The 25,759-nt window shown below is 71.0% G+C and carries 34 protein-coding genes and 1 pseudogene; 23 read left to right on the top strand and 12 right to left on the bottom strand.

Going from position 1 to position 25,759, the window contains the following annotated elements:
- Positions 1-27 precede the first annotated feature (27 nt).
- Positions 28-1,005: a Gfo/Idh/MocA family oxidoreductase gene (locus tag ABZS58_RS20365; protein WP_354783568.1), complete on the bottom strand. Its 978-nt coding sequence runs from the start codon at positions 1,003-1,005 to the stop codon at positions 28-30.
- A gap of 38 nt (positions 1,006-1,043) precedes the next feature.
- Here ABZS58_RS20365 and ABZS58_RS20360 point away from each other — a divergent pair, with 38 nt between their 5' ends.
- Both ABZS58_RS20360 and ABZS58_RS20355 read left to right on the top strand, forming a co-directional pair.
- A complete protein-coding gene (locus ABZS58_RS20360) occupies positions 1,044-1,466 on the top strand; it encodes a hypothetical protein (protein ID WP_354783566.1) in 423 nt (140 codons plus the stop codon).
- Between the two features lie 9 nt (positions 1,467-1,475).
- Entirely contained in the window at positions 1,476-2,237 is a 762-nt protein-coding gene (locus ABZS58_RS20355) for an NUDIX hydrolase (RefSeq protein WP_354783564.1), read from the top strand.
- Positions 2,238-2,242: 5 nt separating this feature from the next.
- On the opposite strand, the gene pstB is transcribed toward ABZS58_RS20355, so the two are convergent.
- The 6 genes from pstB to ABZS58_RS20325 all read right to left on the bottom strand — a co-directional run bounded on the left by pstB (position 2,243) and on the right by ABZS58_RS20325 (position 8,197).
- Positions 2,243-3,019: a phosphate ABC transporter ATP-binding protein PstB gene (gene pstB / locus ABZS58_RS20350; protein WP_354783562.1), complete on the bottom strand. Its 777-nt coding sequence runs from the start codon at positions 3,017-3,019 to the stop codon at positions 2,243-2,245.
- Between the two features lie 20 nt (positions 3,020-3,039).
- Positions 3,040-4,128: a phosphate ABC transporter permease PstA gene (gene pstA, locus ABZS58_RS20345; RefSeq protein WP_354783560.1), complete on the bottom strand. Its 1,089-nt coding sequence runs from the start codon at positions 4,126-4,128 to the stop codon at positions 3,040-3,042.
- Positions 4,125-5,027: a phosphate ABC transporter permease subunit PstC gene (gene pstC, locus ABZS58_RS20340; protein WP_354783558.1), complete on the bottom strand. Its 903-nt coding sequence runs from the start codon at positions 5,025-5,027 to the stop codon at positions 4,125-4,127. The genes pstA and pstC overlap by 4 nt, the downstream gene beginning before the upstream one ends.
- Before the next feature lie 98 nt (positions 5,028-5,125).
- Positions 5,126-6,244 (bottom strand): phosphate ABC transporter substrate-binding protein PstS, encoded by a 1,119-nt coding sequence (gene pstS / locus ABZS58_RS20335; protein WP_354783556.1) that lies wholly within the window; start codon positions 6,242-6,244, stop codon positions 5,126-5,128.
- A 193-nt stretch (positions 6,245-6,437) separates the two neighbouring features.
- On the bottom strand, positions 6,438-7,481 hold the full coding sequence (mshD, locus tag ABZS58_RS20330; protein ID WP_354783554.1) for a mycothiol synthase: 1,044 nt from the start codon (positions 7,479-7,481) through the stop codon (positions 6,438-6,440).
- Between the two features lie 14 nt (positions 7,482-7,495).
- The gene (locus tag ABZS58_RS20325; protein WP_354783552.1) at positions 7,496-8,197 is read right to left on the bottom strand and encodes a response regulator transcription factor; all 702 of its coding nucleotides are present in this window, start codon (positions 8,195-8,197) and stop codon (positions 7,496-7,498) included.
- Positions 8,198-8,469: 272 nt separating this feature from the next.
- Between ABZS58_RS20325 and ABZS58_RS20320 the strand changes: the two genes are divergently transcribed.
- From ABZS58_RS20320 to ABZS58_RS20295, 6 genes are all read left to right on the top strand, one after another.
- Positions 8,470-9,408 carry a hypothetical protein gene (locus ABZS58_RS20320; RefSeq protein ID WP_354783550.1) on the top strand — a complete coding sequence of 313 codons (939 nt, stop codon included), beginning with the start codon at positions 8,470-8,472 and terminating at the stop codon, positions 9,406-9,408.
- A gap of 92 nt (positions 9,409-9,500) precedes the next feature.
- Positions 9,501-10,265 (top strand): DUF2993 domain-containing protein, encoded by a 765-nt coding sequence (locus tag ABZS58_RS20315; protein WP_354783548.1) that lies wholly within the window; start codon positions 9,501-9,503, stop codon positions 10,263-10,265.
- A gap of 49 nt (positions 10,266-10,314) precedes the next feature.
- Entirely contained in the window at positions 10,315-10,422 is a 108-nt protein-coding gene (locus ABZS58_RS20310; RefSeq protein WP_354783546.1) for an Ms5788A family Cys-rich leader peptide, read from the top strand.
- A gap of 211 nt (positions 10,423-10,633) precedes the next feature.
- Positions 10,634-11,485 (top strand): sulfurtransferase, encoded by an 852-nt coding sequence (locus ABZS58_RS20305; RefSeq protein WP_354783544.1) that lies wholly within the window; start codon positions 10,634-10,636, stop codon positions 11,483-11,485.
- A gap of 13 nt (positions 11,486-11,498) precedes the next feature.
- On the top strand, positions 11,499-11,810 hold the full coding sequence (locus tag ABZS58_RS20300; RefSeq protein WP_354783543.1) for a DUF1416 domain-containing protein: 312 nt from the start codon (positions 11,499-11,501) through the stop codon (positions 11,808-11,810).
- A gap of 82 nt (positions 11,811-11,892) precedes the next feature.
- Positions 11,893-12,678: a hypothetical protein gene (locus ABZS58_RS20295; RefSeq protein ID WP_354783541.1), complete on the top strand. Its 786-nt coding sequence runs from the start codon at positions 11,893-11,895 to the stop codon at positions 12,676-12,678.
- Here the strand turns inward: ABZS58_RS20295 and ABZS58_RS20290 are convergent.
- The gene (locus ABZS58_RS20290) at positions 12,675-13,049 is read right to left on the bottom strand and encodes a DsrE family protein (RefSeq protein ID WP_354783539.1); all 375 of its coding nucleotides are present in this window, start codon (positions 13,047-13,049) and stop codon (positions 12,675-12,677) included. The two genes, ABZS58_RS20295 and ABZS58_RS20290, sit on opposite strands and share 4 nt — an antisense overlap.
- 12 nt (positions 13,050-13,061) lie before the next feature.
- Between ABZS58_RS20290 and mtfM the strand changes: the two genes are divergently transcribed.
- From mtfM to ABZS58_RS20235, 11 genes and pseudogenes are all read left to right on the top strand, one after another.
- Positions 13,062-13,166, top strand: a complete 105-nt coding sequence (mtfM, locus tag ABZS58_RS20285; RefSeq protein WP_033363477.1) for a small membrane protein MtfM — start codon at positions 13,062-13,064, stop codon at positions 13,164-13,166.
- Positions 13,163-13,747 (top strand): FABP family protein, encoded by a 585-nt coding sequence (locus tag ABZS58_RS20280; RefSeq protein WP_354783537.1) that lies wholly within the window; start codon positions 13,163-13,165, stop codon positions 13,745-13,747. The genes mtfM and ABZS58_RS20280 overlap by 4 nt, the downstream gene beginning before the upstream one ends.
- A gap of 22 nt (positions 13,748-13,769) precedes the next feature.
- On the top strand, positions 13,770-14,195 hold the full coding sequence (locus tag ABZS58_RS20275; RefSeq protein ID WP_354783535.1) for a transcriptional repressor: 426 nt from the start codon (positions 13,770-13,772) through the stop codon (positions 14,193-14,195).
- A gap of 4 nt (positions 14,196-14,199) precedes the next feature.
- Positions 14,200-15,276: a folate-binding protein gene (locus tag ABZS58_RS20270; RefSeq protein ID WP_354783533.1), complete on the top strand. Its 1,077-nt coding sequence runs from the start codon at positions 14,200-14,202 to the stop codon at positions 15,274-15,276.
- Positions 15,277-15,284: 8 nt separating this feature from the next.
- The gene (locus ABZS58_RS20265; RefSeq protein ID WP_354783531.1) at positions 15,285-16,118 is read left to right on the top strand and encodes a 3-keto-5-aminohexanoate cleavage protein; all 834 of its coding nucleotides are present in this window, start codon (positions 15,285-15,287) and stop codon (positions 16,116-16,118) included.
- Entirely contained in the window at positions 16,115-17,062 is a 948-nt protein-coding gene (locus ABZS58_RS20260; protein WP_354783529.1) for an asparaginase, read from the top strand. The genes ABZS58_RS20265 and ABZS58_RS20260 overlap by 4 nt, the downstream gene beginning before the upstream one ends.
- Before the next feature lie 69 nt (positions 17,063-17,131).
- A pseudogene (locus tag ABZS58_RS20255) lies at positions 17,132-17,458 on the top strand (helix-turn-helix domain-containing protein); the annotation flags it as partial.
- 83 nt (positions 17,459-17,541) lie between these two features.
- Positions 17,542-18,075, top strand: coding sequence for a hypothetical protein (locus tag ABZS58_RS20250; protein ID WP_354783528.1), 534 nt, complete (start codon positions 17,542-17,544; stop codon positions 18,073-18,075).
- A gap of 69 nt (positions 18,076-18,144) precedes the next feature.
- Complete coding sequence (locus ABZS58_RS20245) at positions 18,145-18,471, top strand: DUF2516 family protein (protein WP_354783526.1); 327 nt, start codon at positions 18,145-18,147, stop codon at positions 18,469-18,471.
- A 10-nt stretch (positions 18,472-18,481) separates the two neighbouring features.
- Complete coding sequence (locus ABZS58_RS20240) at positions 18,482-19,375, top strand: alpha/beta hydrolase (protein WP_354783656.1); 894 nt, start codon at positions 18,482-18,484, stop codon at positions 19,373-19,375.
- 166 nt (positions 19,376-19,541) lie between these two features.
- On the top strand, positions 19,542-20,279 hold the full coding sequence (locus ABZS58_RS20235) for an alanyl-tRNA editing protein (protein WP_354783524.1): 738 nt from the start codon (positions 19,542-19,544) through the stop codon (positions 20,277-20,279).
- 146 nt (positions 20,280-20,425) lie between these two features.
- On the opposite strand, the gene ABZS58_RS20230 is transcribed toward ABZS58_RS20235, so the two are convergent.
- Positions 20,426-20,833, bottom strand: a complete 408-nt coding sequence (locus ABZS58_RS20230; RefSeq protein ID WP_354783523.1) for a GntR family transcriptional regulator — start codon at positions 20,831-20,833, stop codon at positions 20,426-20,428.
- Positions 20,834-20,958: 125 nt separating this feature from the next.
- Between ABZS58_RS20230 and ABZS58_RS20225 the strand changes: the two genes are divergently transcribed.
- The 3 genes from ABZS58_RS20225 to ABZS58_RS20215 are packed head-to-tail and all read left to right on the top strand — an operon-like array spanning position 20,959 to position 22,361.
- Positions 20,959-21,147 (top strand): hypothetical protein, encoded by a 189-nt coding sequence (locus tag ABZS58_RS20225; protein ID WP_354783521.1) that lies wholly within the window; start codon positions 20,959-20,961, stop codon positions 21,145-21,147.
- A complete protein-coding gene (locus ABZS58_RS20220; protein WP_354783519.1) occupies positions 21,147-21,497 on the top strand; it encodes a hypothetical protein in 351 nt (116 codons plus the stop codon). The genes ABZS58_RS20225 and ABZS58_RS20220 overlap by 1 nt, the downstream gene beginning before the upstream one ends.
- Positions 21,498-21,554: 57 nt before the next feature.
- Positions 21,555-22,361 carry an EI24 domain-containing protein gene (locus ABZS58_RS20215; RefSeq protein ID WP_354783517.1) on the top strand — a complete coding sequence of 269 codons (807 nt, stop codon included), beginning with the start codon at positions 21,555-21,557 and terminating at the stop codon, positions 22,359-22,361.
- A 7-nt stretch (positions 22,362-22,368) separates the two neighbouring features.
- Here the strand turns inward: ABZS58_RS20215 and ABZS58_RS20210 are convergent, their stop codons facing one another.
- Positions 22,369-23,130 carry a maleylpyruvate isomerase family mycothiol-dependent enzyme gene (locus ABZS58_RS20210; protein WP_354783515.1) on the bottom strand — a complete coding sequence of 254 codons (762 nt, stop codon included), beginning with the start codon at positions 23,128-23,130 and terminating at the stop codon, positions 22,369-22,371.
- A 65-nt stretch (positions 23,131-23,195) separates the two neighbouring features.
- Here ABZS58_RS20210 and ABZS58_RS20205 point away from each other — a divergent pair, with 65 nt between their 5' ends.
- Positions 23,196-24,236, top strand: coding sequence for a UDP-N-acetylmuramate dehydrogenase (locus ABZS58_RS20205; RefSeq protein ID WP_354783513.1), 1,041 nt, complete (start codon positions 23,196-23,198; stop codon positions 24,234-24,236).
- On the opposite strand, the gene ABZS58_RS20200 is transcribed toward ABZS58_RS20205, so the two are convergent.
- Both ABZS58_RS20200 and ABZS58_RS20195 read right to left on the bottom strand, forming a co-directional pair.
- Positions 24,220-24,984, bottom strand: a complete 765-nt coding sequence (locus ABZS58_RS20200) for a class I SAM-dependent methyltransferase (RefSeq protein ID WP_354783654.1) — start codon at positions 24,982-24,984, stop codon at positions 24,220-24,222. The genes ABZS58_RS20205 and ABZS58_RS20200 overlap by 17 nt on opposite strands.
- Positions 24,984-25,739: an SDR family oxidoreductase gene (locus tag ABZS58_RS20195; RefSeq protein WP_354783511.1), complete on the bottom strand. Its 756-nt coding sequence runs from the start codon at positions 25,737-25,739 to the stop codon at positions 24,984-24,986. The genes ABZS58_RS20200 and ABZS58_RS20195 overlap by 1 nt, the downstream gene beginning before the upstream one ends.
- Positions 25,740-25,759 lie beyond the last annotated feature (20 nt).

Genomic DNA, 25,759 nt, shown 5'->3' with positions numbered 1-25,759 from the left:
CCAAGTGAAGACCGTCAGGTGGTCCCGCTAGTCGGAGTAGTCAAGACCGACCTTTACCCGTACAGCATCCAAAACGGTCAAAATGTCCAGCGTTCCGGCGAGGGGGATCAGCGGGCTCTCGGTGAGGCCCTCGCGCAGGCAACGGTGCACCTCGGCGGCCTCGAAGTGGTAGCCGGCGCCCTCGAACGGCAGCTCGACCTCCGAAGGCGAGTCGCCGCGCCAGAGCGTGAACGCCTGCGGGTGGAAGAAGTCGCGCGGCACCTCGATGCGGCCCGTCGTGCCGGTGATCGTCGCCCGGCGGGCGCTGTCGCCGACCAGCCCGCAGGTCAGCGCGGCGAGGGCGCCGGAGTCGTAGCCGAGCAGGATGCCGGTGTTGGCGTCGACGCCGCCGGGCGTCATCCGCGCCCACGCCTGCACGCTGGAGGGCATGCCGAGGAAGAGGTGCGCGAACGTCACCGGGTATATCCCGACGTCATACAGCGCCCCGCCGCCCAGGGCCCGGGACATCAGCCGGTGCGTCCCGTCCCACGGGCCCGCCATGCCGAAGTCGGCGTGCACCGCCGTGGGCTCGCCGATCGCGCCGCCGGCGACGAGGTCGACCATCCGCCGGACCGCCGGGATGCAGCGCATCCACATGGCCTCCATGAGGAACACGCCGCGCTCGCGGGCGGTCTGCACGAGCGTCTCCGACGACGCGACGTCGAGCGTGAAGGGCTTCTCCGTCAGCGTCGCCTTGCCCGCGGCCAAGGACAGCATCGTCGCGTCGAAGTGCGCGGTGTGCGGGGTCGCCACGTAGATCGCGTCGACCTCGGGGTCGTCGACCAGCGCCTGCCAGGAGCCGTGCGCCCGGGGGATGTCGTGCGCCGCGGCGAACCGCTCCGCGGCGGCGGAGGTCCGCGATCCGACGGCGGTCACCACGGCGTCCGGCAGCAGGCGCAGATCGTCGACGAACGTGCTCGCGATGCTGCCGGTGGACAGGATGCCCCAGCGAATGCGGTCGGCCATGACGTTCAATCTAGTGCTCGGCGGGGTACCGGACGCCCGTGGGACCAGATGAGCAACACCGCAGGCCGGACGGGGTGTCGGCCGCCACCGTCGAGGCGCTGGGCAAGCTGAGCGAGGCGTTGGAGACCGTGGAACGGGCCCGGGGGCGCCTCTACGACGTGCACCAGCTGATCGGCCACGCCGACCTGATGCTCGACGAGGTGGTCGGCATGTTCCGCGACGCCGGCCACGCGAAGCTCGCCGAGCGGATCGAGACCGAGCTCGTCGGGCGCAACGTGATCGCCGGACGCTGGACGTTCCAGGTCGTCGAGGAGTTCGACGACGGCTACTACGCCCTGTTCAAGGACCTCGACCGGACCGCCCGCGACGAGCTCGTCCAGGGCCGCCGGCACCTCTTCGAGGCCGAGATGAAGGAGCGCCGCCGCACCCACGGGAGATCCGGCCACGAGGCGAAGCCCTAGGCTGGGCGGATGGTCGAGTTCCGTCTACCGCCCGGTCTTGCCGAGCAGGCCCGCCGGTTCGCTGATTCCGGTGGTGCACCGGTGGAGCCCCGCCTCGCCGGCACGGTGGTCCTGCTGCGGGCGCCGTTCGAGGTGTATCTGCTGCGCCGCGTCCGCACGATGGCCTTCGCCGCGTCGATGTACGTGTTCCCCGGCGGCGGCGTGGACCCGCGCGACGCGACCGTCCTGCCGGGGTGGGCCGGCCCGTCGCCGGCGCAGTGGGCGGCGCGGCTGCGGCTTCCGGAGTCCGTGGCCCGCTCGCTCGTCTGCGCGGCCGTCCGGGAGGTGTTCGAGGAGTCCGGCGTGCTGCTGGCCGGCGCCGACGAGGACACCGTCGTCGGCGATGTGAGCGGACCCGACTGGGAGCGGGCCAGGCTGGCGCTGATCGACCGGGAGCTCGGCTTCGCGGAGTTCCTCGCCGACAACGGCCTGGTCCTGCGCTCCGACCTGCTGGCCGCGTGGTCGCGCTGGATCACGCCGGAGTTCGAGCCGCGCCGCTTCGACACGTACTTCTTCCTCGCCGCCCTGCCGGAGGGTCAGGTCACGAGGGATGTCGGCGGGGAGGCCGACGACACGGTCTGGTGCGCGCCGGCCGAGGCCGCGGACGGTCGCTTCACGATGCTGCCGCCGACCACCTTCACGCTTCTCGAGCTGGCGGAGGCGGGCAGCATCGAGGCGGCCCTGGCGGCGGCGTCGGACCGTGACCCGGCCGACGCCATCCGACCAAAATAGCGGGTCTAGCCGAACCGGCCGGTGATGTAGTCCTCGGTCTTCTTGACCGACGGGTTGGTGAAGATCTTGGCGGTGTCGTCGTACTCGATGAGGCGGCCGGGGTCGCCGGTCTTTTCGATCGAGAAGAAGCCGGTGCGGTCCGAGACGCGGGCCGCCTGCTGCATGTTGTGCGTGACGATCACGATCGTGTACTGGTTCTTCAGCTCGGTGATCAGGTCCTCGATCGCGAGCGTGGAGATCGGGTCGAGCGCCGAGCAGGGCTCGTCCATGAGCACGACCTGCGGCTCGACCGCGATGGCGCGGGCGATGCAGAGACGCTGCTGCTGCCCGCCGGACAGGCCGGCGCCGGGACGGCCGAGCCGGTCCTTGACCTCGTTCCACAGGTTGGCGCTGCGCAGCGCCTTCTCGGCGACCTCTTCGAGCACCGACTTCTTGCGCACGCCGTTGAGCCGCAGGCCCGCGACGACGTTGTCGAAGATCGACATGGTCGGGAACGGGTTGGGCCGCTGGAAGACCATGCCGATCATCCGGCGGACCGCCGTGACGTCGACGTCCTTGTCGTAGATGTTCTGCCCGTCGATGAGGAGCCGGCCCTCGATGCGGGCGCCTGCCAGGACCTCGTGCATCCGGTTGATCGACCGCAGGAACGTCGACTTGCCGCAGCCGGAGGGCCCGATCAGAGCCGTCACGGACTTCGGCTCGATCGTCATCGAGACGCCGTCGATCGCCTTGAACGATCCGTAGTACGAAGTGACACCGTGGGCTTCGATGCGCTTTGCCATGTGGGGCGCTCCAGTGAGGGTCATCGGGCGAGCTTGTTGCGGCGGGCCAGCAGCTTCGCCGTGACGGTCAGGACCAGGACGAGAACGACCAGCGTGAGGGCCGCCGTCCAGGCGCGGCCGGGCGCGAACGCGGAGGCGACCCCGGCCTGCTCGAAGACGAACAGGGAGAGGGACGACTGGTTGCCGCTGAACACGTTGAAGTTGATCGAGTTGAAGCCGCCGGCGACGAGCAGGACCGGCGCGGTCTCACCGGCGGCACGGGCCACCGCCAGCATGACGCCGGTGACGATGCCGGGCAGCGCCGTCGGCAGCACGATGCTGACGATCGTCTTCCAGCGTGCCACGCCGAGCGCGTAGGCGCCCTCGCGCAGCGCGGTGGGGACGAGCCGCAGCATCTCCTCGGTCGACCGCACGATCGTCGGGAGCATCAGCACGCTCAGCGACAGTGCCGCGGCGAAGCCCGAGTAGCGGGCGTTGCCGTCGTTGAACAGCGGGGTGACCGTGAAGACCCAGAACGACAGGATGAACAGACCCGACACGATCGACGGGATACCGGTCATGACGTCGACGAAGAAGCGGATCGCGTTGGCCAGGAAGCCCCGGCCGTACTCGACGATGTAGATCGCGCCGAGGATGCCCAGCGGCACCGTGATCAGCGTGGCGAGACCGGCCTGCTCGAGCGTGCCGATGATCGCGTGGTACGCGCCGCCCTGCTCGTCGAACGCGCCGATGTTGTTCATCGACGTGCCGAAGAAGTTGCCGTCGAGGCGGGTGGTGCCCTTGCTGACCAGCGTCCAGGCCACCGAGAGCAGCGGGGCCAGGGCCAGGACGAACGCGCCGTAGATGAGCGTGGTGGCGATCCGGTTGCGGGCGGCGCGCCCGCCCTCGACCACCGCCGCGGCGATCGCGAGGAACACCACGAACAGCGCGGCCGCGACGACACCGGTCAGGACCAGGCCGCCGGCGCCCGTCAGGTTGATCAGCAGGAACGCCACCGCGATGGCCGCGACGGCCGCCGCGGCGGACGACCACGACGGCAGGGACTTGCTGCGCAGCTGCTGGCCGCTGCTCACCCCGACGAGACGCTCAGGGGTTTCGACACTCATCATGCGCTCCCGACGAATTCGCGGCGCCGGTAGACGATCGCGCGCGCGGCCATGTTGACGACCAGCGTGATGGCGAACAGCACGAGACCGGAGGCGATCAGCGCGCCCCGGCCGAGTTCGTTGGCCTCGCCGAACCGGTTGGCGATGTTGGAGGCGATGGTGACGCCGCCGGGTCCGAGGAAGTCGAAGTTGATCGCGTACACGCCGCCGAGGGTCAGTGCGAGGGCGATCGTCTCGCCGAGCGCGCGGCCCAGGCCCAGCATGACCGAGGCGATGATGCCGGCCTTGCCGTAGGGGATCACGGCGGTGCGGATCATCTCCCACTTGGTGGAGCCGAGCGCGAGCGCGGCCTCCTGGTTCTCCGGCGGGGTCTGCATGAAGACCTCACGGGAGAGCGAGGTGACGATCGGCAGGACCATGATCGCCAGGACGATCGAGCCGAGGAGGATCGACTTGCCGTAGGGGCCCTCGCTGCCGAAGATCGGCAGCCAGCCGAAGGTGTCGTGCAGCCACTTCGAGAAGTTGGTGATCGGCTCGTAGAAGTAGTCGCGACCCCAGAGACCGAACACGACGCTGGGGACCGCGGCCAGCAGGTCGATCACGAAGCCGAGGCTGGTGGCCACCCGGCGGTGCGCGTAGTGCGACAGGCACAGCGCGATGCCCAGGGCGACCGGCACCGCCAGCAGCAGCGCCAGGGCGCCGGTGAGGACCGTGCCGAAGACCGTCGCCGCCACACCGAACTGCGGGTTCTCGCCTTCGGTGAACCAGCCCTTGAAGGTGAAGAAGTTCTCGGTGTCCTTGCTGATCGCCGGAATCGCCTTGACGACCAGGAAGACGGCGATGGCGGCGATGATGACGAGCACCATCGAGCCGGCAGCCGTCGCGGTGCCACGGAAGAGCATGTCGGCGCCGAGTCTGCGGCGCCTCGGAAGACCGCCACCTCCGCCGGGCGAACCGGCGGAGGTGGCAGGCAGAGTCTGCTGGCTCAACGAGAGTCCCGTCAGGCCAGGTTCTTCACGGAGGCGGCGACCTTGGTCTGGACCGACTCGGGCAGCGGGGCGTAGCCCAGCTTGTCGAGCTGCGCCTGGCCCTCGGCGCTCACGGTGTAGCCGAGGAAGCCCTTGAGCAGCTCGAGCTTGTCGGCCGGGGTGCCCTTGCTGCAGACGATCTCGTAGGTCACCAGGATGATCGGGTAGGCCCCGGCCTCCTTGGTGGCGTAGTCGATCGAGAGCTTCAGGTCGTCGCCGGTGCCGGTGATCTTGGCGCCCGCGACGGTCTTGCCGGCCGCGGCACCGGTCAGCGCGGTGTACTCGCCGGCGCCGTTGTAGATCTTGGCGGTGGCGAGCGAGTTGACCTTGGCGAACGACCACTCGACGTAGCCGATGGTGCCGGGGGCCTTCTTGATCGCGCCCGCGACGCCGTCGGAGCCCTTCTCGGCCTGGCCGCCGGTGCCCTTCCAGACCTTGTCCTTGCCCAGGGTCCAGGTGCCGGCCGCGGCCTTGTCCAGGTAGCCGGTGAAGTTCTCGGTGGTGCCCGAGGACTCCTGGCGGTGGATGGCGTTGATCGGGGTCGACGGGAGCGTCGCGCTCGGGTTGTCGGCCTTGATGGCGGCGTCGTCCCACTTGGCGATCGCGCCGCTGAAGATCTTGGCGAGGGTCTCCGGCTTGAGCTGGAGGTCCTTGACGCCGTCGAGGTTGTAGGCGATGGCGATCGGGCCGGTGACCATCGGCAGGTTGAGCGCCGGGTTGCCGCCGCAGCGAGCGGTCGCCTTGGTGGACTCGTCACCGTCCTTGAGGGCGGAGTCCGAGCCGGCGAAGTCGGCGGTGCCACCCGAGAAGGCGGTGATACCAGCACCGGAACCGGTGCCCTGGTAGTCGATCTTCGCGTCCGTGCACTTCTGCTGGTACGCCTTGATCCACTCGTCCATCGCGTTCTTCTGCGCGGACGAGCCCTGGGCCGTCAGTGAGCCCTTTGCGCAGTTGATGGTGGAGGCCGGAGCGCTGCCACCGTTGCTGCCCGTGGTACCGGGGGTCTCGTTGTTATCCGAGCCGCACGCGGTGAGCGCCAGCGTCGCGGTGATCGCGATGCCGGCCAGAATGCCGTGCCGCTTGAAGTTCACTGCGGTCCCTTCGTCGGGGTACTGCCGACGGGGGTCGTCGACTGAAAGCGACGCTAAGAGCGCTAGGTAACCGGCCCTCCGGGGGCGGATGAACGAGGGGTGAACAGGTCCTCCGGAAAAGGTGACGCCTGGTCGGAGGCCAGTTTGCCAATGGGTGAACTGCCCATTGGAGATAGGTGGTGCCCGTTTTGTGTCAGACGCCGCGGCGGAAGTTCACATCGTTGGCCCAGCGCACGAAACCGAGCCGCTGATACAGCGCCACCGCGCGCCGGTTGTCCTCGTCGACATAGAGCATGACCTGCGAAAGTCCGCGCGATCGGAGGTGCCGGAGGCCGGCCAGGGTCAGCGCCCGGCCGAGCCCGCCGCCGTGCGCGCCGGGCGCGACGCCCAGCACGTAGACCTCGCCGATCGCGTGATCGGCAAGATCACCGTGAATCTTGGTCCAGTGGAAACCGATGAGCTCCTCGCGGCCGTCGCGCCCTTCCGGCAGCTGGCCGTCACGCCCTTCTGGCAGCTCGCCGCCGTCACGCCCTTCTGGCGGCTCGCCGCCGTCACGCCCTTCCGGCAGGTCGCCGCCGTCACGGCCTTCCGGCGGCTCGTGGCGGAACGCCAGCAGGAAGCCCTCCGCGTCGAACCACGGCTCCCGCAGCCGCACGCGCAGGTCGTCGAGGGTCCATCTGCCCTGCTCGGGATGATCGGCGAAGGCTGCGGCGTTGACCGCGAGCCAGGCGGCGTCGTCCTCGCCGGGCCGGAACGCCCGCAGTGTCACACCGTCGGGCAGCGCCACCTCGTCCAGCGGTGCGAACAGCGACCGCCGCAGCTGCAGCAGCACCCGCGCGCGGTCGAAGCCGAGGCTGACGGCGAGCGCGGAGGCCGAGGGGTGGTCGCCGTGCGCCCACAGCCGCAGCCGGCCGCCGGCGCGCTCGTCGGCGACCGCGATCGCCGCCTCGACCAGGGCCCGGCCGGCGCCGTGCCGCCGGTGCTGCGGATGCACCACCAGCTCGGCCGAGGCGCCCGCGACGGCGTCGGTCGTGTCCACGTGCGCGTAGCCGACGACGGTGCCGGCGGCGTCGTGCGCCAGCAGGTGCACCGCCTGCGCCTCGCCCCCGTGCCGCAGGTGCAGCACCACCTGCTCCGACAGCGGCAGCACGCCGTCGGTGTCGCCCGCGGCCCGGCTCAGCGCGAGCACCTCGTCGACCTGCGGGGCGGAGAGGTGGTCAAGCTGCTCGACGGTCACGGGTGGAGTCTAGGTCAGACCCTTACCGGCTCCGACTCGTGCAGCGGGCGCGACGGTGGGACGACGAACTTGTAGCCGACCTGGCGCACCGTGCCGATCATCGACTCGTATTCCGAGCCGAGCTTCGCGCGCAGGCGCCGCACGTGCACGTCGACCGTGCGGGTGCCGCCGAAGTAGTCATAGCCCCACACCTCGCGCAGCAGCTGGTCGCGGGTGAAGACCCGGCCGGGGTGCTGCGCCAGGAACTTCAGCAGCTCGAACTCCTTGTAGGTGAGGTCGAGCGGGCGGCCCTTGAGCTTCGCCGCGTAGGTGTCAGGGTCGATCGTCAGCTCGCCGGCCTTGATCATGCCGCCGCTCGCGGCCGCGGCCGAGTTGAGGCGGCCGACGCCCAGGCGCAGCCGGGCCTCGATCTCCGCGGGACCGGCGCTGGCCAGGATGACGTCGTCGAGGCCCCAGTCGGCGTGCAGCGCGACCAGACCGGCCTCGGTCACCACCGCGAGCAGGGGCACACCCAGCCCGGTGGCGTGCAGCATGCGGCAGGTCGCGCGGGCGTCGGCCAGCTCGGTGCGCGCGTCGACGATCACGGCGTCGGGGCTCGGCCCGCTCACCAGCGTGCGGACGTCACGGGGAGCGGTGCGCACCGTGTGGGGCAGCAGGTCCAGCCCGGGCAGGACCACCTGGCCCGCGGGCGCCGCGGTCAGCAGCAAAATCTCCACGAGTCACCTCCGTGGCCGCGGCGCACCTCGCAGCGGGGGCGCTGTAGCGCCCTGAGCGGGGCGGCGGCTCTGTGTCTTCGTCCCGGCCACGTTGACGGGGTGTTGTGGGTGTATCCCACCGAAGAATATCGGAGTATTCATGTTTTGCGACCAGCGGCGATCCGAATCGAGACAGTCGGGTGAGCCACACTCCACCGTTTCTTTCGACGTGCTATGCGGTTTTTCTCATCCCGGTGCGGGCCGGGACGGGGTGGTTCTGGCACCATCGGGGCGTGCCCGCTACCACACCCTCCGCCGGGGACCACGGCGCCTGGCCTCCGGCCGCCGACGAGGCGCCCCGCCGCCGGCGCCGGGAGGAGGCCGACGTTCCGGATATCTCCGACCAGTCCGAGTCATTTCAACCGGCTCGGCGCATGGTCTCCCTCGGCATCGCGGGCTTCGCCGCGCTCATGACGGTCGGCCTGGTCGTCGGCGCGCAGACCAGGCACGAGTCCTACGCCGTGGTGATCTTCGGCGTGCAGGTGCTGTTCGTCGGCGTGTGGATCATCGCCAGCCGCCCGCCGGCCCCGCGCGTCGTCGGCGCCGTCGGCATCGCGGTCGCGATCGGCACCGACGTCGCCGCCGTGCTGACCCGCCCCGCGTCGCTCGCTCCGCTCGCCTATGTCACCGCCGCCGGGTTCATCATCGGCGTCGTCGGCCAGCTCACCCGCCCGGCGGGGCGGCAGCGGGTCACCGAGTCGCTCGGCTCGTCGCTGGTCGTCACCCTCGGCGTCGTCGCCTTCGCCAGCGTGATCGTGCTCGGCAGGATCCCGCGCGGCACCCAGGCGATCGTCGCCTGTCTGGCCGCCGCCGGCATCGCGATCGTCGTGGCCCGGCTCGCCGACTCGATCGCCGCGCTGCCCCGCATCGCCCCGCAGGTCCCGCGCGGCGGCGCGGGTGTCGTGCTCGGCGCGATGGTCGGCACCGCCGCGGCCGGCGCGATCGGCAACCTGCTCGACGGCATCACCCCGCTGCCCAGCGCGCTCGCCGGCCTCGCCACGGCCATCGTGGCGGTCATGGTCGACCTGTCCGTCGGCTACGCGGAGGCCAGCCGCCGCATCGACGGTGATGAGCCCGCCATGTATCTGGCCAGGCACATCCAGGGACCGTTGGGGGCGTTCGCCTTCGCCGCGCCCGCCGCGTATGTGGCCAGTACGCTCCTGCTCCTGTAACGCTGGGCTTGCCACGGTAGGAAATCCTGGTGGCTGGGTACGTCCCGGTGAGCAACACATGCTGAGCAACACGCAGGCGCGGAGGGAGTGCTGTGGCGAGTCGAGGGTCCAAGGTCGGCATCATCCTGGTCGTGCTGGCGGTGATCCTGGTCGGCGTGCTCTTCGTCGCGGACCGTGTCGCGGCGAGCACCGCACAGGACCGCATCACGGACGAGACCCGCAAGCAGCTCGCGGCCAACTCCGTCACCTACGAGGGTGACCCCTCGGTGAAGATCGCCGGCTTCCCGTTCCTCACGCAGGTGCTCGCGGGGGAGTACGAGAAGATCACCATCGCGCTCAGCAAGCCGCAGATCGAGAACGTGAAGCTCGAGGACCTCACCGTCGATGCCAAGGCGGTCAAAGCCGACGCCCGTGACCTGATGAACGGCAAGGGCGAGGTCGTCGCCGGCGAGGTCACCGGCCGGGCCAACATGACCTGGGACAACGTCCGCAAGCTGCTGGAGTTCAGCAACCTGCCGCAGGGTGTGGACCCCTCCGCGGTCGACGTGAAGGTCGTCAACAACAAGATCGAGCTGCGGATCCCGTTCGCGTACCAGGGCATCAAGGTCACGATCATCGCCAACGGCAACATGGTGGTCGAATCGGGCAAGGTCCTGCTCAAGCTGGACTCGGTGACCACCGACCAGGGCAACCTGCCGAAGTTCGTCAACGACCTCATCCAGGCCAACAAGAGCCGCCTGCAGGTCACCGTGAAGCTGCCCGGCCTGCCGTACAACCTGGTGATCAACTCCGCGGAGACCACGGACGCCGGACTGCTGGTCATCGCCTCCGCGAAGGACGTCCCGCTGTCACAATGATCAGGTCAAGGGCAGTCCACCAGCTGGACGTGACCTAACGGACCATGGGATGACACCGGCAGCGATGCTAGGCTCCCTGACCATGAGCATGCTGCTCACCAGACGGCGCGCGGTCGACCTGTGCCGCGTGGCCACCTGCCTGTGTTGCCGCCCCTAGTGGTGCGGCCCTGCAGCGTGCTCTTCTAACGGCTCGAGGCAGCGGCGCCCCAGACCGATGGGTCTGGCGGGCGATCCAGCTCGCGGCAATCTCCCAGACCCATCGCCGAAACCGTGATCCGTCCCCTCGGGTCGCGCGCGGCGTGGTGCACACCCCGACCCGTGTGTCGACTCGACCCATCCGAATCGTTCCCCTGGGAGAGAAAACACTCATGAGTCGCGAGAGCGCACTGGTCACGGCCGACTGGGCCGAGCAGAACATCGGCGCCGAGAACGTGGTCTTCGTCGAGGTCGACGAGGACACCGCCGCCTATGACGGCGGCCACATCGCCGGTGCGGTGAAGATCAACTGGAAGACCGAGCTGCAGGACCAGGTCCGCCGGGACTTCGTCAGCAAGGAGCAGTTCGAGGCGCTGCTGTCCAGCAAGGGCATCGGCAACGACGACGTCGTCGTGCTCTACGGCGGCAACAACAACTGGTTCGCCGCCTACGCGTACTGGTACTTCAAGCTGTACGGTCACGGCGACGTCAAGCTGCTCGACGGCGGGCGCAAGAAGTGGGAGCTCGACGGGCGCCCGCTGACCAAGGACGAGGTCAGCCGCCCCGCCACCACTTATGTCGCGGTGCACGACCAGGACCTGTCGATCCGCGCGTTCCGCGACGACGCCGTCAAGGCGATCGGCGTGCTCAACCTCGTCGACGTCCGCTCGCCCGACGAGTTCGCCGGCCGCCTCCTCGCCCCGGCCCACCTCCCGCAGGAGCAGGCGCAGCGTCCGGGCCACATCCCGACCGCCGTGTCGGTGCCGTGGAGCAAGGCCGCCAACGAGGACGGCACCTTCAAGTCCGACGACGACCTGCGCGAGCTCTACGCCGCCGCCGGCCTCGACGACAGCAAGGCGACCATCGCGTACTGCCGCATCGGCGAGCGCTCCTCGCACAGCTGGTTCGTGCTCAAGGAGATCCTCGGGCACAGCGACGTGCGCAACTACGACGGATCCTGGACCGAGTACGGCTCCCTCGTCGGTGTCCCCGTCGCCGTGGGCGACGAGCCCGGTAACGCGTGAAAGGCAGATCATCATGAGCACTGTTGACAGCTGCGGCGCCCCCGAGCAGAGCGCGCCGATCCCGGCCTCCGTGGACGTCGAGAAGGAAACCGTCATCACCGGCGTGGTGAGCTCCGGCGACGGTCCCGTGGGCGGTGCCTACGTGCGCCTGCTCGACTCGACCGGCGAGTTCACCGCCGAGGTCGTCACCTCGCCGGCCGGCCAGTTCCGCTTCTTCGCCGCGCCCGGCAACTGGACCCTGCGCGCCCTGTCCCGCCAGGGCAACGGCGACGCGAGCGTGGCCGCCGACCGGGGCATCAACGAGATCGCGGTCGCGGTCGCCTGACCCTCGCACGCAACGTGACGCCGCCCTCCGGGCCCAACCCCGGAGGGCGGCGTCGTTGTGCCGGGCTGCGAGGATATCGGCCGTGAAACGTCGCTGGATCGTCGCCGCAACGGCTGCCTGGGCCCTCGCCGTGGCCGGCTTCGCCTACTACTCCTCGCGCAACGACGCGCCGACGTCCCGCGACCAGACCACGATCGCCGAAGGCCTGCCGGTCGTCGACGGGGCCCTCGCCCGGGTCGCCGCCGCACTCGACCCCGCCACCACCGTCACCGCACTCGGCGGTTACACCCGCACCGACCGCAGCTGCCGGGTCACCTCGGCGCGCGAGGGCACCCGTTTCGAGCGGGTGCTGATGGTGTACGTGCGAAAGGACACCGAGCCCGCCGTGCTGGACCGGGTGCGGGGCGCGCTGCCCGCGTCGTACGACAGCCACCTGGTGAGCGGGTCGAACACCCATCTGCTGACCGCTGACGCCGGTGGCTTCGTCACCCTGCGCGGCGCCCTTGTGCAACCGGGCCAGCTGCGCTTCGTCGCCGACACCGGCTGCCGCGTGCAGGACGCGGCGGTGCAGGAGGCGACGCCGCAGTCGCAGAGCGCCAACCGCGCGCCCGTGCAGGCGGTGCTCGACACCCTGAAACAGACCGCGTCGGACTGGCGGACCCACCGCCTGACCTGCCCCGGCGGCGGCACCCTGTGGACCGTCGAGGCGGTCACCACCGGCGACGGCGCCGCGTCCCGCGCCACGGTCCCCGCGACCGCGGTCGTCCTCGACGAGCCGAAGCTGTTCGCCTTCCGCGCCGGTGATGCGGGCGTCGCCCTGCGCGTCGAAGGCGACGCGCTGCACATCACGTCGACCGCGGGCTGTTAGTACACGAGCGCCTGCGCGCCCTCCTGGAGCGCCTCCTCGACGAAGACGGCCGCGCCGGCGATGCGCACGCCCGGGATGACGTCGTCGGGGCGTATGTCGCGGCGGGCCGCGCACTGGGTGCACAGCGTGACCGTGCCGCCGGCCAGGATCGCCTCCAGCAGGTCGGCCAGGGGAGCGGCGTGCGGCAGCTCGAACTGCGCCGCCCGGCCCGGCAGCGCGAACCATGCCGACTCCCCGGTCAGCCACAGCGAGGTGGGCACCCCGCCGGCGAGAGCGGTGGCGGCCACGGTGAACGCCTGCGAACAGCGCTCCGGCGCGTCCGTGCCGGCGGTGAGCTTGATGACCAGAGAACGTGCCATGTATCGCAGCATAGAATTCGGGGGATGGTTACCGAGATCGGGTTCGTGAGCTTGCTGGTCGCCGGAATGGGCGCACTGGCCGGCGGCCTGATCTATCTGGCGGTGAGGGTGTCGAGGGGGCGTTGGTGACAGACGTAGAGCCGCCGTGGGCGGGATTGGCCCAGGTCGGGGAGTATCCGTATGAGGAGACGCACGACCTGCGGGTCGGGCCGGACCTCCATCCCGCGCTGCTCGGTCTGCTGCCGCTGGTCGGCGTGTGGCGCGGGCGAGGCCAGGGCGACTATCCGACGATCGAGGGCTTCCACTACGCGCAGGAGATCCGCTTCAGCCACGACGGCCGGCCGTTCCTGTTCTACGAGTCGCGCGCGTGGGTGATCGACGTCGAGGGCAACCCGATCAAGCCCAGCAACCGGGAGACCGGCTGGTGGCGGCCGGTGCTCGCGGACGGCAAGGCGACCGATGAGGTCGAGGTGCTGCTGAGCCAGCCGACCGGGATCATGGAGCTCTACATCGGTCAGGCCAAGGGCACCACGCAGTGGCAGATGGCCACCGACACGGTCGTCCGCACGTCGACGGCCAAGGAGGTGCGCGGCGCGCAGCGGCTCTACGGGATCGTCGAGGGCGCGCTGCTCTACGCGTTCGACCTCGCGGCGGTCGGCCAGCCGCTCCAGACGCACCTGTCGGCCCGCCTGGAGCGTGTCGCGGGCTAGGGCTCCGGGCTAACCTGGTGCGGTGGGTTTCGATGATCTGGCCGCGGTGCTCCGGTCGCGGGGCCTGCGGCTGACCGCGCCGCGGCAGCTCGTGCTCGAAGCGGTCTACCGGCTGCGCCACGCGACACCGGACCAGATCCACGCCGACGTCAGCGAGCGCGCCGCCGGGGTCAACATCACCACCGTCTACCGCACGCTGGAGCTGCTCGAAGAGCTCCAGCTGGTGACGCACGCGCACCTGTCGCACGGCGCGCCCACCTATCATCCGCTCGGCGAGCACCAGCACGCCCACCTGGTGTGCCGGGGCTGCGGCGACGTGCAGGAGCTGCCGTCCTCCACGCTCGAGGCGCTCGCCGACGACCTGTGCACCACCCGCGGCTTCCGCCTCGACATCGGCCACGTGGCCCTGTTCGGTGTGTGCGGCAGCTGCGGCACCGAAGAGGAGTAACCCCGTGAAGCCCGTTTCCGTGGCGTCCATAGAGCCCTCGTCCCCCGACACCGGCGCGATCGCGCACTACGGCGACCCCGGCCGCGAGCAGAAGATCCTCGACACCGAGGCCGGTCTCGTCGACCGCTCGCACCGCGACGTGCTCGCCGTGCCGGGCGTCGACCGGCTGACCTGGCTGCACAGCCTCACCACCCAGCACCTGACCGGCCTGCCCCCGATGACCGGCTCCGAGCTGCTCGTCCTGTCGCCGCACGGGCACGTCGAGCACCACGCGGTGCTCGTCGACGACGGCACGACCACCTGGCTGGACCTGGAGCCGGGCGCCGGGGCGGGCCTGCTGACGTTCCTCACCCGGATGATCTTCATGACCCGGGTCGAGCCCGCCGACGCGACCGCCGGCCGGGCCGTGCTGTCGATCGCCGGTCCGCACACCGACGAGGCGCTGACCGCGCTCGGCGTCCCGCTGGCCGCGCCCGACGTGGTGCCGGTGCCGCCGGCGAAGTTCGCCACGGGTGTCGTCCCGCCCCGCCCCACCGCCCGGTATGCCGCCGCGGCGCTGCCCGGCTTCGACGGGCTCGTCCGGCGGGTCGAGGGCGGCGCGGACCTCCTAGTGCCGCGCGCCGCGGTGCCCGACGTCGTCGCCGCGGCAGGTCTCCCGCTCGCGGGGATCTGGGCGTACGAGGCGATGCGGGTGGCGGCCCGGCGGCCGCGCTTCGGCTTCGAGACCGACCACAAGACGCTGCCCGCGGAGGTCGGGTGGACAGCGCAGGCCGTACACCTCGAAAAGGGCTGTTACCGAGGGCAGGAGACGGTCTCCCGGGTGCACCACCTCGGCCGGCCACCGCGCAAGCTGGTGCTGCTGCACCTGGACGGCATCGCCACCGACGAGCTGCCCGCGCCGCACACCGAGGTCGTCAAGGACGGGCGGGCGGTCGGCTTCGTCGGCACCGCCGTGCGACACTACGAGCTCGGCCAGATCGCGCTCGCCGTGGTCAGGCAGAACGTCAAGCCCGGCAGTGACGGTCAATCGGGCGGTCAATTGCTGGTGGGTCCGTCCACCGCCGCGATCGACCCGCTGTAGAAAGAGCCATGACGACAACGACGTTGATCACGGTGGCGCCCACCGGCGCCGAATCGAGCAAGTCCGACGTGCCAGCCCTGCCGGTGACCCTGGCCGAGCTGGTCGCGACCGGCAAGGACTGCCAGGCGGTGGGCGCCGCCGTCATCCATGTGCACCTCCGCGACGCGGCCGCCGCGCCGACCCTCGACCTGGGTCTGCTCAAGGAGGCCGTCGCCGCGCTGCGGGCCGAGACGGACCTGATCGTCCAGCTCTCCAGCGGCGGTGCGGTCACCGACCCGGAGGACGACCGGCTCCGGGTCCTGGACGCCGAGCCCGACATGGCCTCCTGCACGATGGGCACGGTCAACTTCGGCGACGACGTGTTCCTCAACCGGTGGGCGTTCGTCGTCGAGCTGCACACCCGCATGCGCGACCGTGCCATCGTCCCCGAGTACGAGATCTTCGACCTCGGCCAGCTGACCACCCTCAAGCGCCTGCTCGACAAGCACGGGCTGCCCTTCGGCGGCCATGTCCACGTCGACCTCGTCATGGGCGTGCCCGGCGGGATGCCCGGCACCGCCGACGCCCTCGTCGCCTGCGTCCAGGCGATGCGCGACCTGCCCGAGGGCACCACGTTCTCGGCCACCGGCATCGGCCGCAGCACGCTGCCGGTCCTGCTCGCGTCGCTGTCCGCGGGCGGGCACCTGCGGGTCGGCATGGAGGACACCGTCACGTACTCCAGGGGCGTGCCGGTGGAGAGCAACGCGCAGCTCGTCGCGCGGGCCTCCGCCTTCGCCCGCCTCGCCCAGCGCCCACCGATGACCCCGTCCGCCGCCCGCGCGCTGCTGGGCGTCCGGGCATGAGCGACCTGTACCTGGGCGGCGAGCCGCTCGCGGAGGTCGTGCGCAGCGGTTTCGTGGAGAGCCGGCACAGCGGGTCCGTCGTCGTCCTGGACGCCAGCGGGGAGGTCACGGCGTGGGCCGGTGACGTGCTCGGCCCGATCTTCCCGCGCTCGTCCAACAAACCCATGCAGGCCGTCGGGATGCTGGCGGCCGGCCTGTCCGCCACCGGAGCCGAGCTGGCGATCATCTCGGCCAGCCACCGCGGCCAGCTCGTCCACGTCGAGGCCGTGCGCGGGGTCCTCGGCGACATCCCGGCGACCGCGCTGGGCTGCCCGCCGGACTACCCGCTGTCCGACGCCGCCCGCGACGCCGTGGTCAGGGCGGGCGGGGAGCGGTCGCCGCTGTTCATGAACTGCTCCGGCAAGCACGCCGGGATGCTGCGCACGTGCGCGGCCAACGGCTGGCCCCTCGCCGGCTACCTGGAGCCGGCGCATCCGGTGCAGGTGGCGATCCGCTCCGGTGTCGAGTCCCTGGCGGGGGAGCCGGCGGCGGCGGTCGGCGTGGACGGGTGCGGCGCGCCGCTGCTCGCGGTGTCGCTACGCGGGCTGGCCTCGGCGTTCCTGCAGCTGGTGTCCGCCCCGCCGGGCTCCGCGCCGCGCCGGGTCGCCGACGCGATGCGCGCCCGTCCCGACCTGGTCTGCGGCACCGACGCCGACGGCCACGACACGCAGCTCATGCGGGCGGCTCCCGGTCTTCTGGTGAAAGGCGGCGCGGAGGGTGTGCTTGCCGCCGCCCTCCCCGGCGTCGGTGCGGTGGCGATGAAGATCGACGACGGCGCGATGCGGGCCCGGCTGCCGGTGCTGAATTCGGCCTTTTCACGGCTGGGCGTTTCGCTGGCGCCATACACTGAAATGTCGGTTTTGGGTGGCGGGTCGCGGGTAGGCGAGGTCCGCGGTGTCTGGTGACCCGCTTCACGCTAGCTGCTGCAAGCGTTTTGCTTGCAAGAGTTAGCAGGGCGAGCTACGGTCGGTGACGTGACTGAAGAGCCGCGCGACCTGGGTGGGTTCATTCGTGACCTGCGCCGCAACGCGCGCATCTCGCTCCGCCAGCTCGCCGAGCAGGCCGGCGTCAGCAACCCATATCTCAGTCAGATCGAGCGTGGCCTGCGCAAACCGAGCGCCGAGGTGCTCGCGCAGCTCGCCGGTGCGCTGCGGGTGTCGACCCCGCTGATGTATCTGCGGGCCGGCCTGCTCGAGCGCGAAGGGCACGACGTCCTGGCCGCGATCGCTGCGGACAGTGATCTCACCGTGTCCCAGAAGCAGTCGCTCACGCAGATCTACGAGACGTTCCGGCGCGAGAACACGCGCACCGATGTGGATGGCGCCCCCTCGGGGGCGGGGCCGGGCGCCGATCCGACATCACCGACGAAGTCAGAGGAGCTGAAATGACCACCAGCACCACCACCCGCAAGATCCCCACCCCGCTCTATGCCGCCGCCGGCGCCGGTGACCTGGCCTATGAGCAGCTGCGCAAGCTGCCCGGGCAGGTCGCCCAGCTGCGCGCCCGCGTCGAGGAGCTGCGTCCGGCCGTGACCGACGCCGTCGCCGAGACCAACCTCCGCGCCGACCTGACCGTGGCCGCCGACCGCCTGCGCGACGTGGCCCGGCGCAACACGGTGACGCTGCTCGCCGGCGCCCAGGTGGCCCAGGACCGCGCGCTTGCCGTCTACACCGAGCTGGTCAACCGTGGCGAGAAGGTCGTCGCCGGCGGTCGCACGACCGAGGCGAAGATCGAGATCGCGCCGGCCACGAAGACCGTCACCACCGAGGTCGCCGTGACCCCGACCCCGGCCGACGTCGCGCCGGCCGTGACGCCGAAGTCCTCCGACGCGTCCACTTCCACGGATGCCGTGGCGCCCGCCGCCGCGCCCGCGAAGAAGGCGACCGCCGCGAAGAAGACCACCGCAGCGAAGAAGTAACGGGAGTTTGTCAGGAGCCCTCCGGCACCGTCTCGCACGGGCCGGGGGGCTTCGGAATAAGCTCGTGGGATGGTGACTGCAGTGCCGGTGTTCTACGACAGGGTCGAGCTCTACATCGACCTGGCGGTGTGGATCTTCTGCCTGGTGCTCGGCGCCGCGGCGTTGCTGCACTGCCTCGTCCAGCGGGCCGACGCCTTCCCGGCCATCGGCACCATGTCCAAGACGATCTGGCTGGCCATGAACGGTGGAGGTCTGCTGCTCACCGCGGTGGCACCACAGTTGCGCATGGGCTACCTGAGCATCTTCCTGCTCATCTCCGCGGGCATCTTCGCGGTGTATCTGCTCGACATCAGACCCGCCCTGCGCGACGCGGTCGACGGCCACGGCTCGTGGTGATGGCGGTTCGCTGATGGACTTCCGCTGGCCGCCGCCGCCCGACGGCAGGCCCGACCGGTTCCGCCCGCCCGTGACCCGCGGGCCGCAGACCGGCCGGCCGACCCTCCCCGCACCGCCGACAGAGCAGATCGCCACCCCGCACGGCGTCGAGCTGGAGCGGCTCATCACCGGCGACGGCGACCCCGTCACGGTCTTCGCCCACGGGCTGGGCAGCGGCATCGCCGAGACCCGCCCCCTGGGCAGCGCGGTCTCCGGCCGCAAGGTCTTCTTCCAGTTCCGCGGGCACGGCCACTCCGCCGCGCCCGGCGGCTTCTGGACCTATGCCGACCTCGCCCGGGACCTGCGCGCCGTCGCGGACCTGTCCGGCGCCACCCGTGCCCTCGGCGTCAGCCTCGGCGCCGGCGCGCTCTGCCGGCTCCTCGCCGACAACCCCGGCCGCTTCGAGCGCGCCGTGTTCTTCCTCCCCGCCGTCCTGGACACGGCGCGGCCGGCCGCCGCGCAGGAGCGACTCAGCGCGCTGCTCGAAGCGATCGACGCCGGCGACGCCGCCGCCGTGGCCGACGTGATCTCCATGGAGGTCCCCACCCAGGTCCGCAACACGCCCGCGGTCTGGGCGTTCCTGCGCCAGCGGCTCGACCAGCTGATGCGCGACGGGCTCGCGGCCGGCCTCGGCAGCCTGCCCGCCCAGGTCGCCGTCGATGACCGCGCCGACCTCGGCAAGGTCACCGCCAGATGCCTCGTCATCGGCGCCCGCGGGGACGACCTGCATCCTGTCGCCGTCGCCGAGCAGCTCGCCGAATCCCTGCCCGGCGCCGAGCTGCACATCTACGACCGCCCCGGGGTCGTGTGGACCCATCGGGCAGACCTGCGCGGCCGGATCTCCGCGTTCCTCAACGCCGCCTGAGCCCGCCGCCCGAGACTGTCCGAACGGCTGATCCCCGGGCGTGTATCAGGAGGACACCTCGAGGCGTCTGTCTTGTGGACGACAAAACTTCGCCACGACTGACCTGAGGGGGATCGGACCATGACCGCGCTGCGCCGCTGGGCCGGACCGACATAGAGTTCGGGACATGGGTGTCACGCAACACGGCAGGACCTCCCGTCTCGACCTCGCGGACCCGACACTGCGCGAGTGGACGTGCGTCGTCCTGCACTCCGATGCCACCGACGGCATCGTGCTCGACCGCTCCGCCTTCTATCCGGGCGGCGGCGGCCAGCCGCCGGACCACGGCGTTCTGCTGTGGCAGGGGGTACAGACGCGGATCACCGGGACGCGAAAAGGTGACGACCTCTACCTCCAGCCGGCCGAGGGTGACCCGCTCCCGCCCGCCGGCACCGAGGTCATCGGTGCCGTGGAGGACGACCGCCGCACGAAGCTGATGCGCACCCACTCCGGCCTGCACGTCCTGGGCGGTGTGGTGTTCCGCGACTTCGGCGCACTCGTCACGGGCGGCAGCATGGAGCCCGCCGAGGCCCGCATGGACTTCAACCTGCCCGAGGTCCCGCCCGACTTCAAGGCGCGGCTCGAGGAGCTCATCAACGCCGAGGTCGCCGCCGATCGGAAGGTCGTGACCAGGGTCCTCGGCCGCGACGAGGCCCTGGCCATCCCGGACATCATCCGCACCCAGGCCAACCTGATCCCGCCCGACGAGCAGGAGATCCGCATCGTCGACATCGTGGGCCTCGACGCTCAGGCCGACGGCGGCACCCACGTCGCGTCGACCGCCCAGATCGGCCGTCTCCAGGTCGTCAAGGTCGAGAGCAAGGGCAAGGCCAACCGCCGGGTCCGGGTCCGCCTCAGCGACTGACGCACTCTGGTCGGTGGCGTTTGCGAGACGCCGAGTCCGCCTCAGCGACTGACGCACTCTGGCCGGTGGCGTTTGCGAGACGCCGAGTCCGCCTCAGCGACTGACGCACTCTGGCCGGTGGCGGCTCGCGGGATGCGGGGTCCGCGTCAGCGACCGACCTTCAGCTGGTTGGCGCCGGCGGGCAGGATCAGCTTCGCCCCGTCGGCCCTCGTCACCTCCAGGATCGGCTCGCCCGGGTCGATCCCCAGGTCGCGGCGCTCCGGATCGGTCGGCATCCGCCCGATGACCTCGTCCCCGTCGCGCAGCTCCACGACGTCCCGCTGCAGGGCGGGCCGCACCTGTGTGCGCGCCCCTCTCGCCGACACCACGAGCCCTTCCTGCCGCAGCACCGACACCGCGTTCCGGACCGCGGGCCGCCCCAGCGCGTGCTCCTGCATGAGGCTGCTCTCCGACGGCACGAACGCCCCCGGCGCCAGCACCCCCGTGTGGATCTGCTCACGCAGCAGGTCCGCCAGCTGCTGATACAGCGGCCGATCCGAACTCCGGTCGATCATGCGACAACCGTAGATAACCCGCCGATCTTGTCCGCTTGCCGTCCTATGCGCACATGGCCCTATAATCGCTCATGGGCATTGCCGAAGCTCGATCGGGAGGCACGATGACTGGCTATTCTTGTGAAATGGAAGCTCCTGAGCACGGCGGGTTGCCGCCACACACGCCCGGTGCGGGTGCGGCGCTCCTGAGACAGCTGTGGGGTCCTGACCGTGTGCCGGAGGAGTTCTCGCCCGAGGCCGAGCGTCAGGTCGACGAGCTGATCGCGACGGCGCAACGGTTGATCGCCGAGCGGGGCGGTCAGGCGACAGCCTGATGTTCGTCCTCGACGCAAGCGCGATAGTGGCGATGTTCGACGCTTACGAACCGCTCATGAACCTCTGGTTCCGTGCCGATCGGGGCGATTTCCCGCTCGCCTTCCCCGCTGCCGCGATCGTGGAAGCCGGCGATCAGGCCGGTATCCGGCCGACCGCGTGGGAGCCGGTGCTCTGGTCTCCGTCGATGAAGGTGCTGCCGCTCGATGAGGCGGCTGCCACGACAGTTTCCGCGTGGTCCGGGTCGCTGGCGGTGAGGCAGGCGATCTGGGAGTCGGAAGCGACGGGATGGCCCGTGCTGACCTGCGACCCGGGGCAGTATGCGGCGGAGGCCTACGTGCTGGCGGTGTAGCCACGTGATCCCGGGGGTTCTGTGTCCGGGGCCTCCGGGGTCGTGAAAGATGAGCGGGTGGCGCCGCTGAAGACGTTGTGGGACGAGTTCGCCGAAGGGGCGCGGCTGCTCGGGCGGGGGTTCGCGCTGTACGGGCGAAACCCCCGTCTCCTGTTGCTGGGGCTGATCCCTGCGGTCATCTCATTCCTGTTGCTCGGCACCGCGTGGTTCTTCCTGTTGTGGTTCATCCGGGACATCTCGGCGGCCGTCACGTGGTTCGCCGATGACTGGGGGTCGCCGTGGCGGGGGATGACCCGGTTCGGGGCGGGTGCGGGGATCGTCATCGTGTCGGCGCTGGTGTCGGTGCTGACGTATACGGCGTTGACGTTGCTCATCGGGGACCCGTTCTACGAGGTCATCTCCGAGCGGGTCGAGGGGCGGTTCGGCGGGACACCCGGGATGCCCGACCTGCCGTGGCACAAGACGATCCTGAAGAACGCGGCGGACTCGATCAGGCTGATCGTGCTGGGGATCGCGGTGTCGGTCCCGTTGTTCCTGCTGGGGTTCGTGCCGGTGTTCGGGCAGACGGTCGTCCCGGTCGTCGACGTCGTCGTGGGCGGGTGGCTGCTCGCGGTGGAGCTGACGGGTGTGCCCTTCAACCGGCGCGGGCTGCGCCTGAAGGAGCGCCGGGCCATGCTGCGTGCCAACCGGCCCCTCGCGCTCGGCTTCGGCATGCCCGTGTTCGTGATCCTGCTGATCCCCTTCGCCGCGATCCTGGTCGTGCCGGCCGCGGTCGCCGGCAGCACCCTGCTGACCCGCAAACTGTTCGGCCTGCCCATCGAGCAGACCGACAAGGGCGAGCAGCGCGTGGTCGCGCGGGTGTGAAGACCCGTCAGCCGGTGCGGAGGCCTTCGAGAAGGCCGGTGTCGCCGCTGACGAGGAGGGTGTCGAAGGCGACCCGTCCGAACAGCGCCAGCAGCAGGTCGCTGGCCGGGCCGCTGGCGGTGGCGCGCTCGTGGTGGTCGTCGGAGTCCAGCAGGGTGTCGGTGTCCAGGAGGGCGACCCCGGCACCGCGGAGGCGGACATACCAGACCTGGTCGACGTCGGTGGCGTGCAGGGCGATCATGCCGACGCGGTTGGCGGGGCCGGAGCGGCGGCCTGCGGGGAGCCAGGTGTCGAGGACCTCGGTGACGCCGTCGCTGGCGAGGCGCGGCTCGATGGGCTCGCTGAGGCCGCCGGCCATCTGGGCGTCCCAGCGGTGGATGGCGGTCTCCAGGGCCATGCGGCGGTGCCAGAAGCCGGCCTTCTTCGCCTGCGGAGCCCAGTTGTAGGCGGGCAGGTCGGGGTCGACGGCGTCGAGGGTGGCGAGCAGCTCGGTGAAGGCGTCGGTCCAGGCGACCACCGGGTCGACGCCGGCGGGCAGCGACGAGTCCGGGCGCGGGTCGGGACGGTCGGTGACGCCGCGCGGGACGACGCCGGTGACCCAGACATACACCTGGCTGAGGTGCCAGGCGAGGTCGCGCACCTGCCAGCCGGGGCAGGTGGGCACGGCGGCGTCCAGGGGGACCGCGGCGCCGATCGTGGCACGGAAGGCGTCGCCCTCGGCGCGCAGCGCGGCGAGCCAGAACTCCTTGGTGAGCTGAGGCTTGCTCATCGGCGATCCCTCTCCCGGTCCGGACGCTGCAGGTCCAACATTAGGCCACGCCTTACTCTGGTGCGGTGTCCGAAGCAGCCGCGCCCGTGCCCAGCCTCGCCGACCTCACCACCCTGCGCCTCGGCGGTCCAGCCGATCATCTGGTGGAGGTGACCTCGGAGGAGGCCACCGTAAAAGCTGTCAAGGACGCGGACCGCGTGCTCGTCCTCGCCGGTGGGAGCAACGTCGTGATCGCCGACGAGGGGTTCCCGGGCACCGTGGTGCTGATGCGGCAGCGCGGGACGGCGGCGCACCGGGCGGACGAGGTCGTCAGGCTGACCGTCCAGGCAGGGCAGCCGTGGGACGAGGTCGCCGCCGAGGCGGTCGCCAACGGCTGGTCGGGGATCGAGTCGCTGTCGGGCATCCCCGGCTCGGCCGGCGCCACCCCGATCCAGAATGTCGGTGCGTATGGGCAGGAGGTCGCCGAGACGATCACCGCGGTGCGCGTGTACGACCGGGTCCGCGACGAGGTCGTCGAGCTGCCGAGGGAGGCGTGCGGCTTCGCGTACCGGACCAGCGTGTTCAAGCACGACGAGCGTTTCGTGGTCCTCGCCGTCACGTTCGAGCTGGCGGTGTCGCCGTTGTCCACGCCGATCCGGTATGCGGAGCTGGCCAGGACCCTCGGCGTGGAGCAGGGGGAGGCCGCGCCGCTGCGGGAGGTCCGCGAGGCGGTGCTGAAGCTGCGCGCCGGCAAGGGCATGGTCCTCGACCCGTCCGACCGCGACACGTTCTCGGTGGGCTCGTTCTTCACCAACCCGGTGGTCGCGGCGGAAGCGGTGGCCAAGGTGCGGGCGGAGGCCGGCGAGCCGCCCGCCTGGCCCGCGCCCGACGGGATGGTCAAGCTCAGCGCGGCGTGGCTCATCGAGCGGGCCGGCTTCGGCAAGGGCTACGGCGACCCGGCCGGTGGCGTAGCGCTGTCGGGCAAGCACACCCTTGCGCTGACCAACCGCGGCACCGGCACGACGACCGCGCTCCTGGGCCTGGCCCGTGAGATCCGGCACGGCGTCCAGGCGAAGTTCGGCGTCGAGCTGCACCCCGAGCCGGTCCTCGTCAACTGCCGTCTGTGACCAGGCAGGAGTAGGGCACCGTCAGCTCGCCCAGGCGCCAGCGGGCCGGGCGGTCCAGCACCGGCCAGCCGGCGTCGCGGGTCGCCTCGACGGCCCGCCGCCAACGCTGCCGCGGGCCGAAGACCGACAGCGGCGCCGCGTCCCGCCACGCGGTGTCCAGTGTGGACAGCAGGGCGTGGATCGGCTGCCCGGGCACGTTGTGGTGGATGAGGCACTTCGGCAGCCGCTCCGCCAGGGTCGCGGGCGTGTCCAGTGTGGACAGCCGGCTGGCGAGCGTCAGCGTCCGCGGTACACCCGCCGAAACGGTCACCCAGGATGCCAGCCGCCCGAGCTCGTCGCACGTGCCCTCCACGAGCACCGCTCCGGTCGCGGTCATCGCGGCCCACGCGGCGGGGACGGCGTCGAGGTCGTACTGGCGCAGCACGTTGAACGCCCGCACCACCGTCGGCGCGAGCCCGGCCAGCTCGAAGCCGCCGCGCCGGAACGTCAGCCCCGGCGGGTCGTCGAAGGGCTGCGCGACGGCGACGCGTGCCGGGTCGATCTCCAGGCCGACGACGCTGACCGAAGAGCCCAGACGGCGGTGCAGTTCCAGGGTGGTGACCGGCGAGGCGCCGTAGCCGAGGTCGACGACGAGCGGTGCCTCGGCCCGGGCGAGCACCGCGCCGAGGGTCACCGCGATCCAGTTGTCGACCCGCCGCAGCCGGTTGGGGTTGGTGGTGCCCCGGGTAACGGCGCCGAACGGCCGCATCACGACACCCGGTGCACCTTGTGCTGGGCGGCCTGGGCGAGCGGCCGGACCACGATCCGGTCGATGTTGACGTGGTGCGGCCTGGTGGCGGTCCACGCGACGCAATCGGCGATGTCGTCGGCGACCAGGGGGAACTCCACCCCCTTGTAGACCGCCGCGGCCTTCTCGGCGTCCCCCTCGAAGCGCTTGATGGCGAACTCGTCGGTCTTCACCATGCCGGGGTCGATCTCGACGACCCGGATCGGGCGGCCGTTGAGCTCCAGGCGCAGCGTCTCCGCGACCGCCGTCTGCGCGTGCTTCGCCGCCGTGTAGCCGCCGCCCCCCTCGTACACGACGAGACCCGCGGTGGAGGAGATCACCACGATGGTCGCCCTGCCCGATTCGGTCAGCAGCGGCAGGAGCGCCTTGGTGACCCGGACGGTGCCCAGGACGTTGACCTCGAACATCCACTGCCAGTCGCTGAGGTCGGCCTCCTCGACGGTCTCCGCGCCGATGGCGCCCCCGGCGTTGTTGACCAGCAGCTCCACCGGGCCGCCCAAATCAGCCACAACACCGACAAGTCGCGTGATGTCTGCATCGGAGGTGACGTCGGCCACAACGGCGGTCGCGGCCGGAAGGGAATCGACCAGCGACGCAAGGTGCGAGGCGCGCCGGGCGACGGCCACCATGTGGAAGCCCTCAGCGGCGAGCCGGCGGGCGGTAGCAGCACCGATGCCGCTGGAGGCCCCGGTCACCACGGCGATAGGAGAAGACATGCCGACCATCCTGCCGCAAA

The sequence above is a fragment of the Dactylosporangium sp. NPDC005555 genome (assembly GCF_040605635.1).
Classification (GTDB): domain Bacteria; phylum Actinomycetota; class Actinomycetes; order Mycobacteriales; family Micromonosporaceae; genus Dactylosporangium.
Note: the sequence above shows the minus strand (reverse complement) of the source record. Positions and strands in the feature narration are given on the sequence as shown.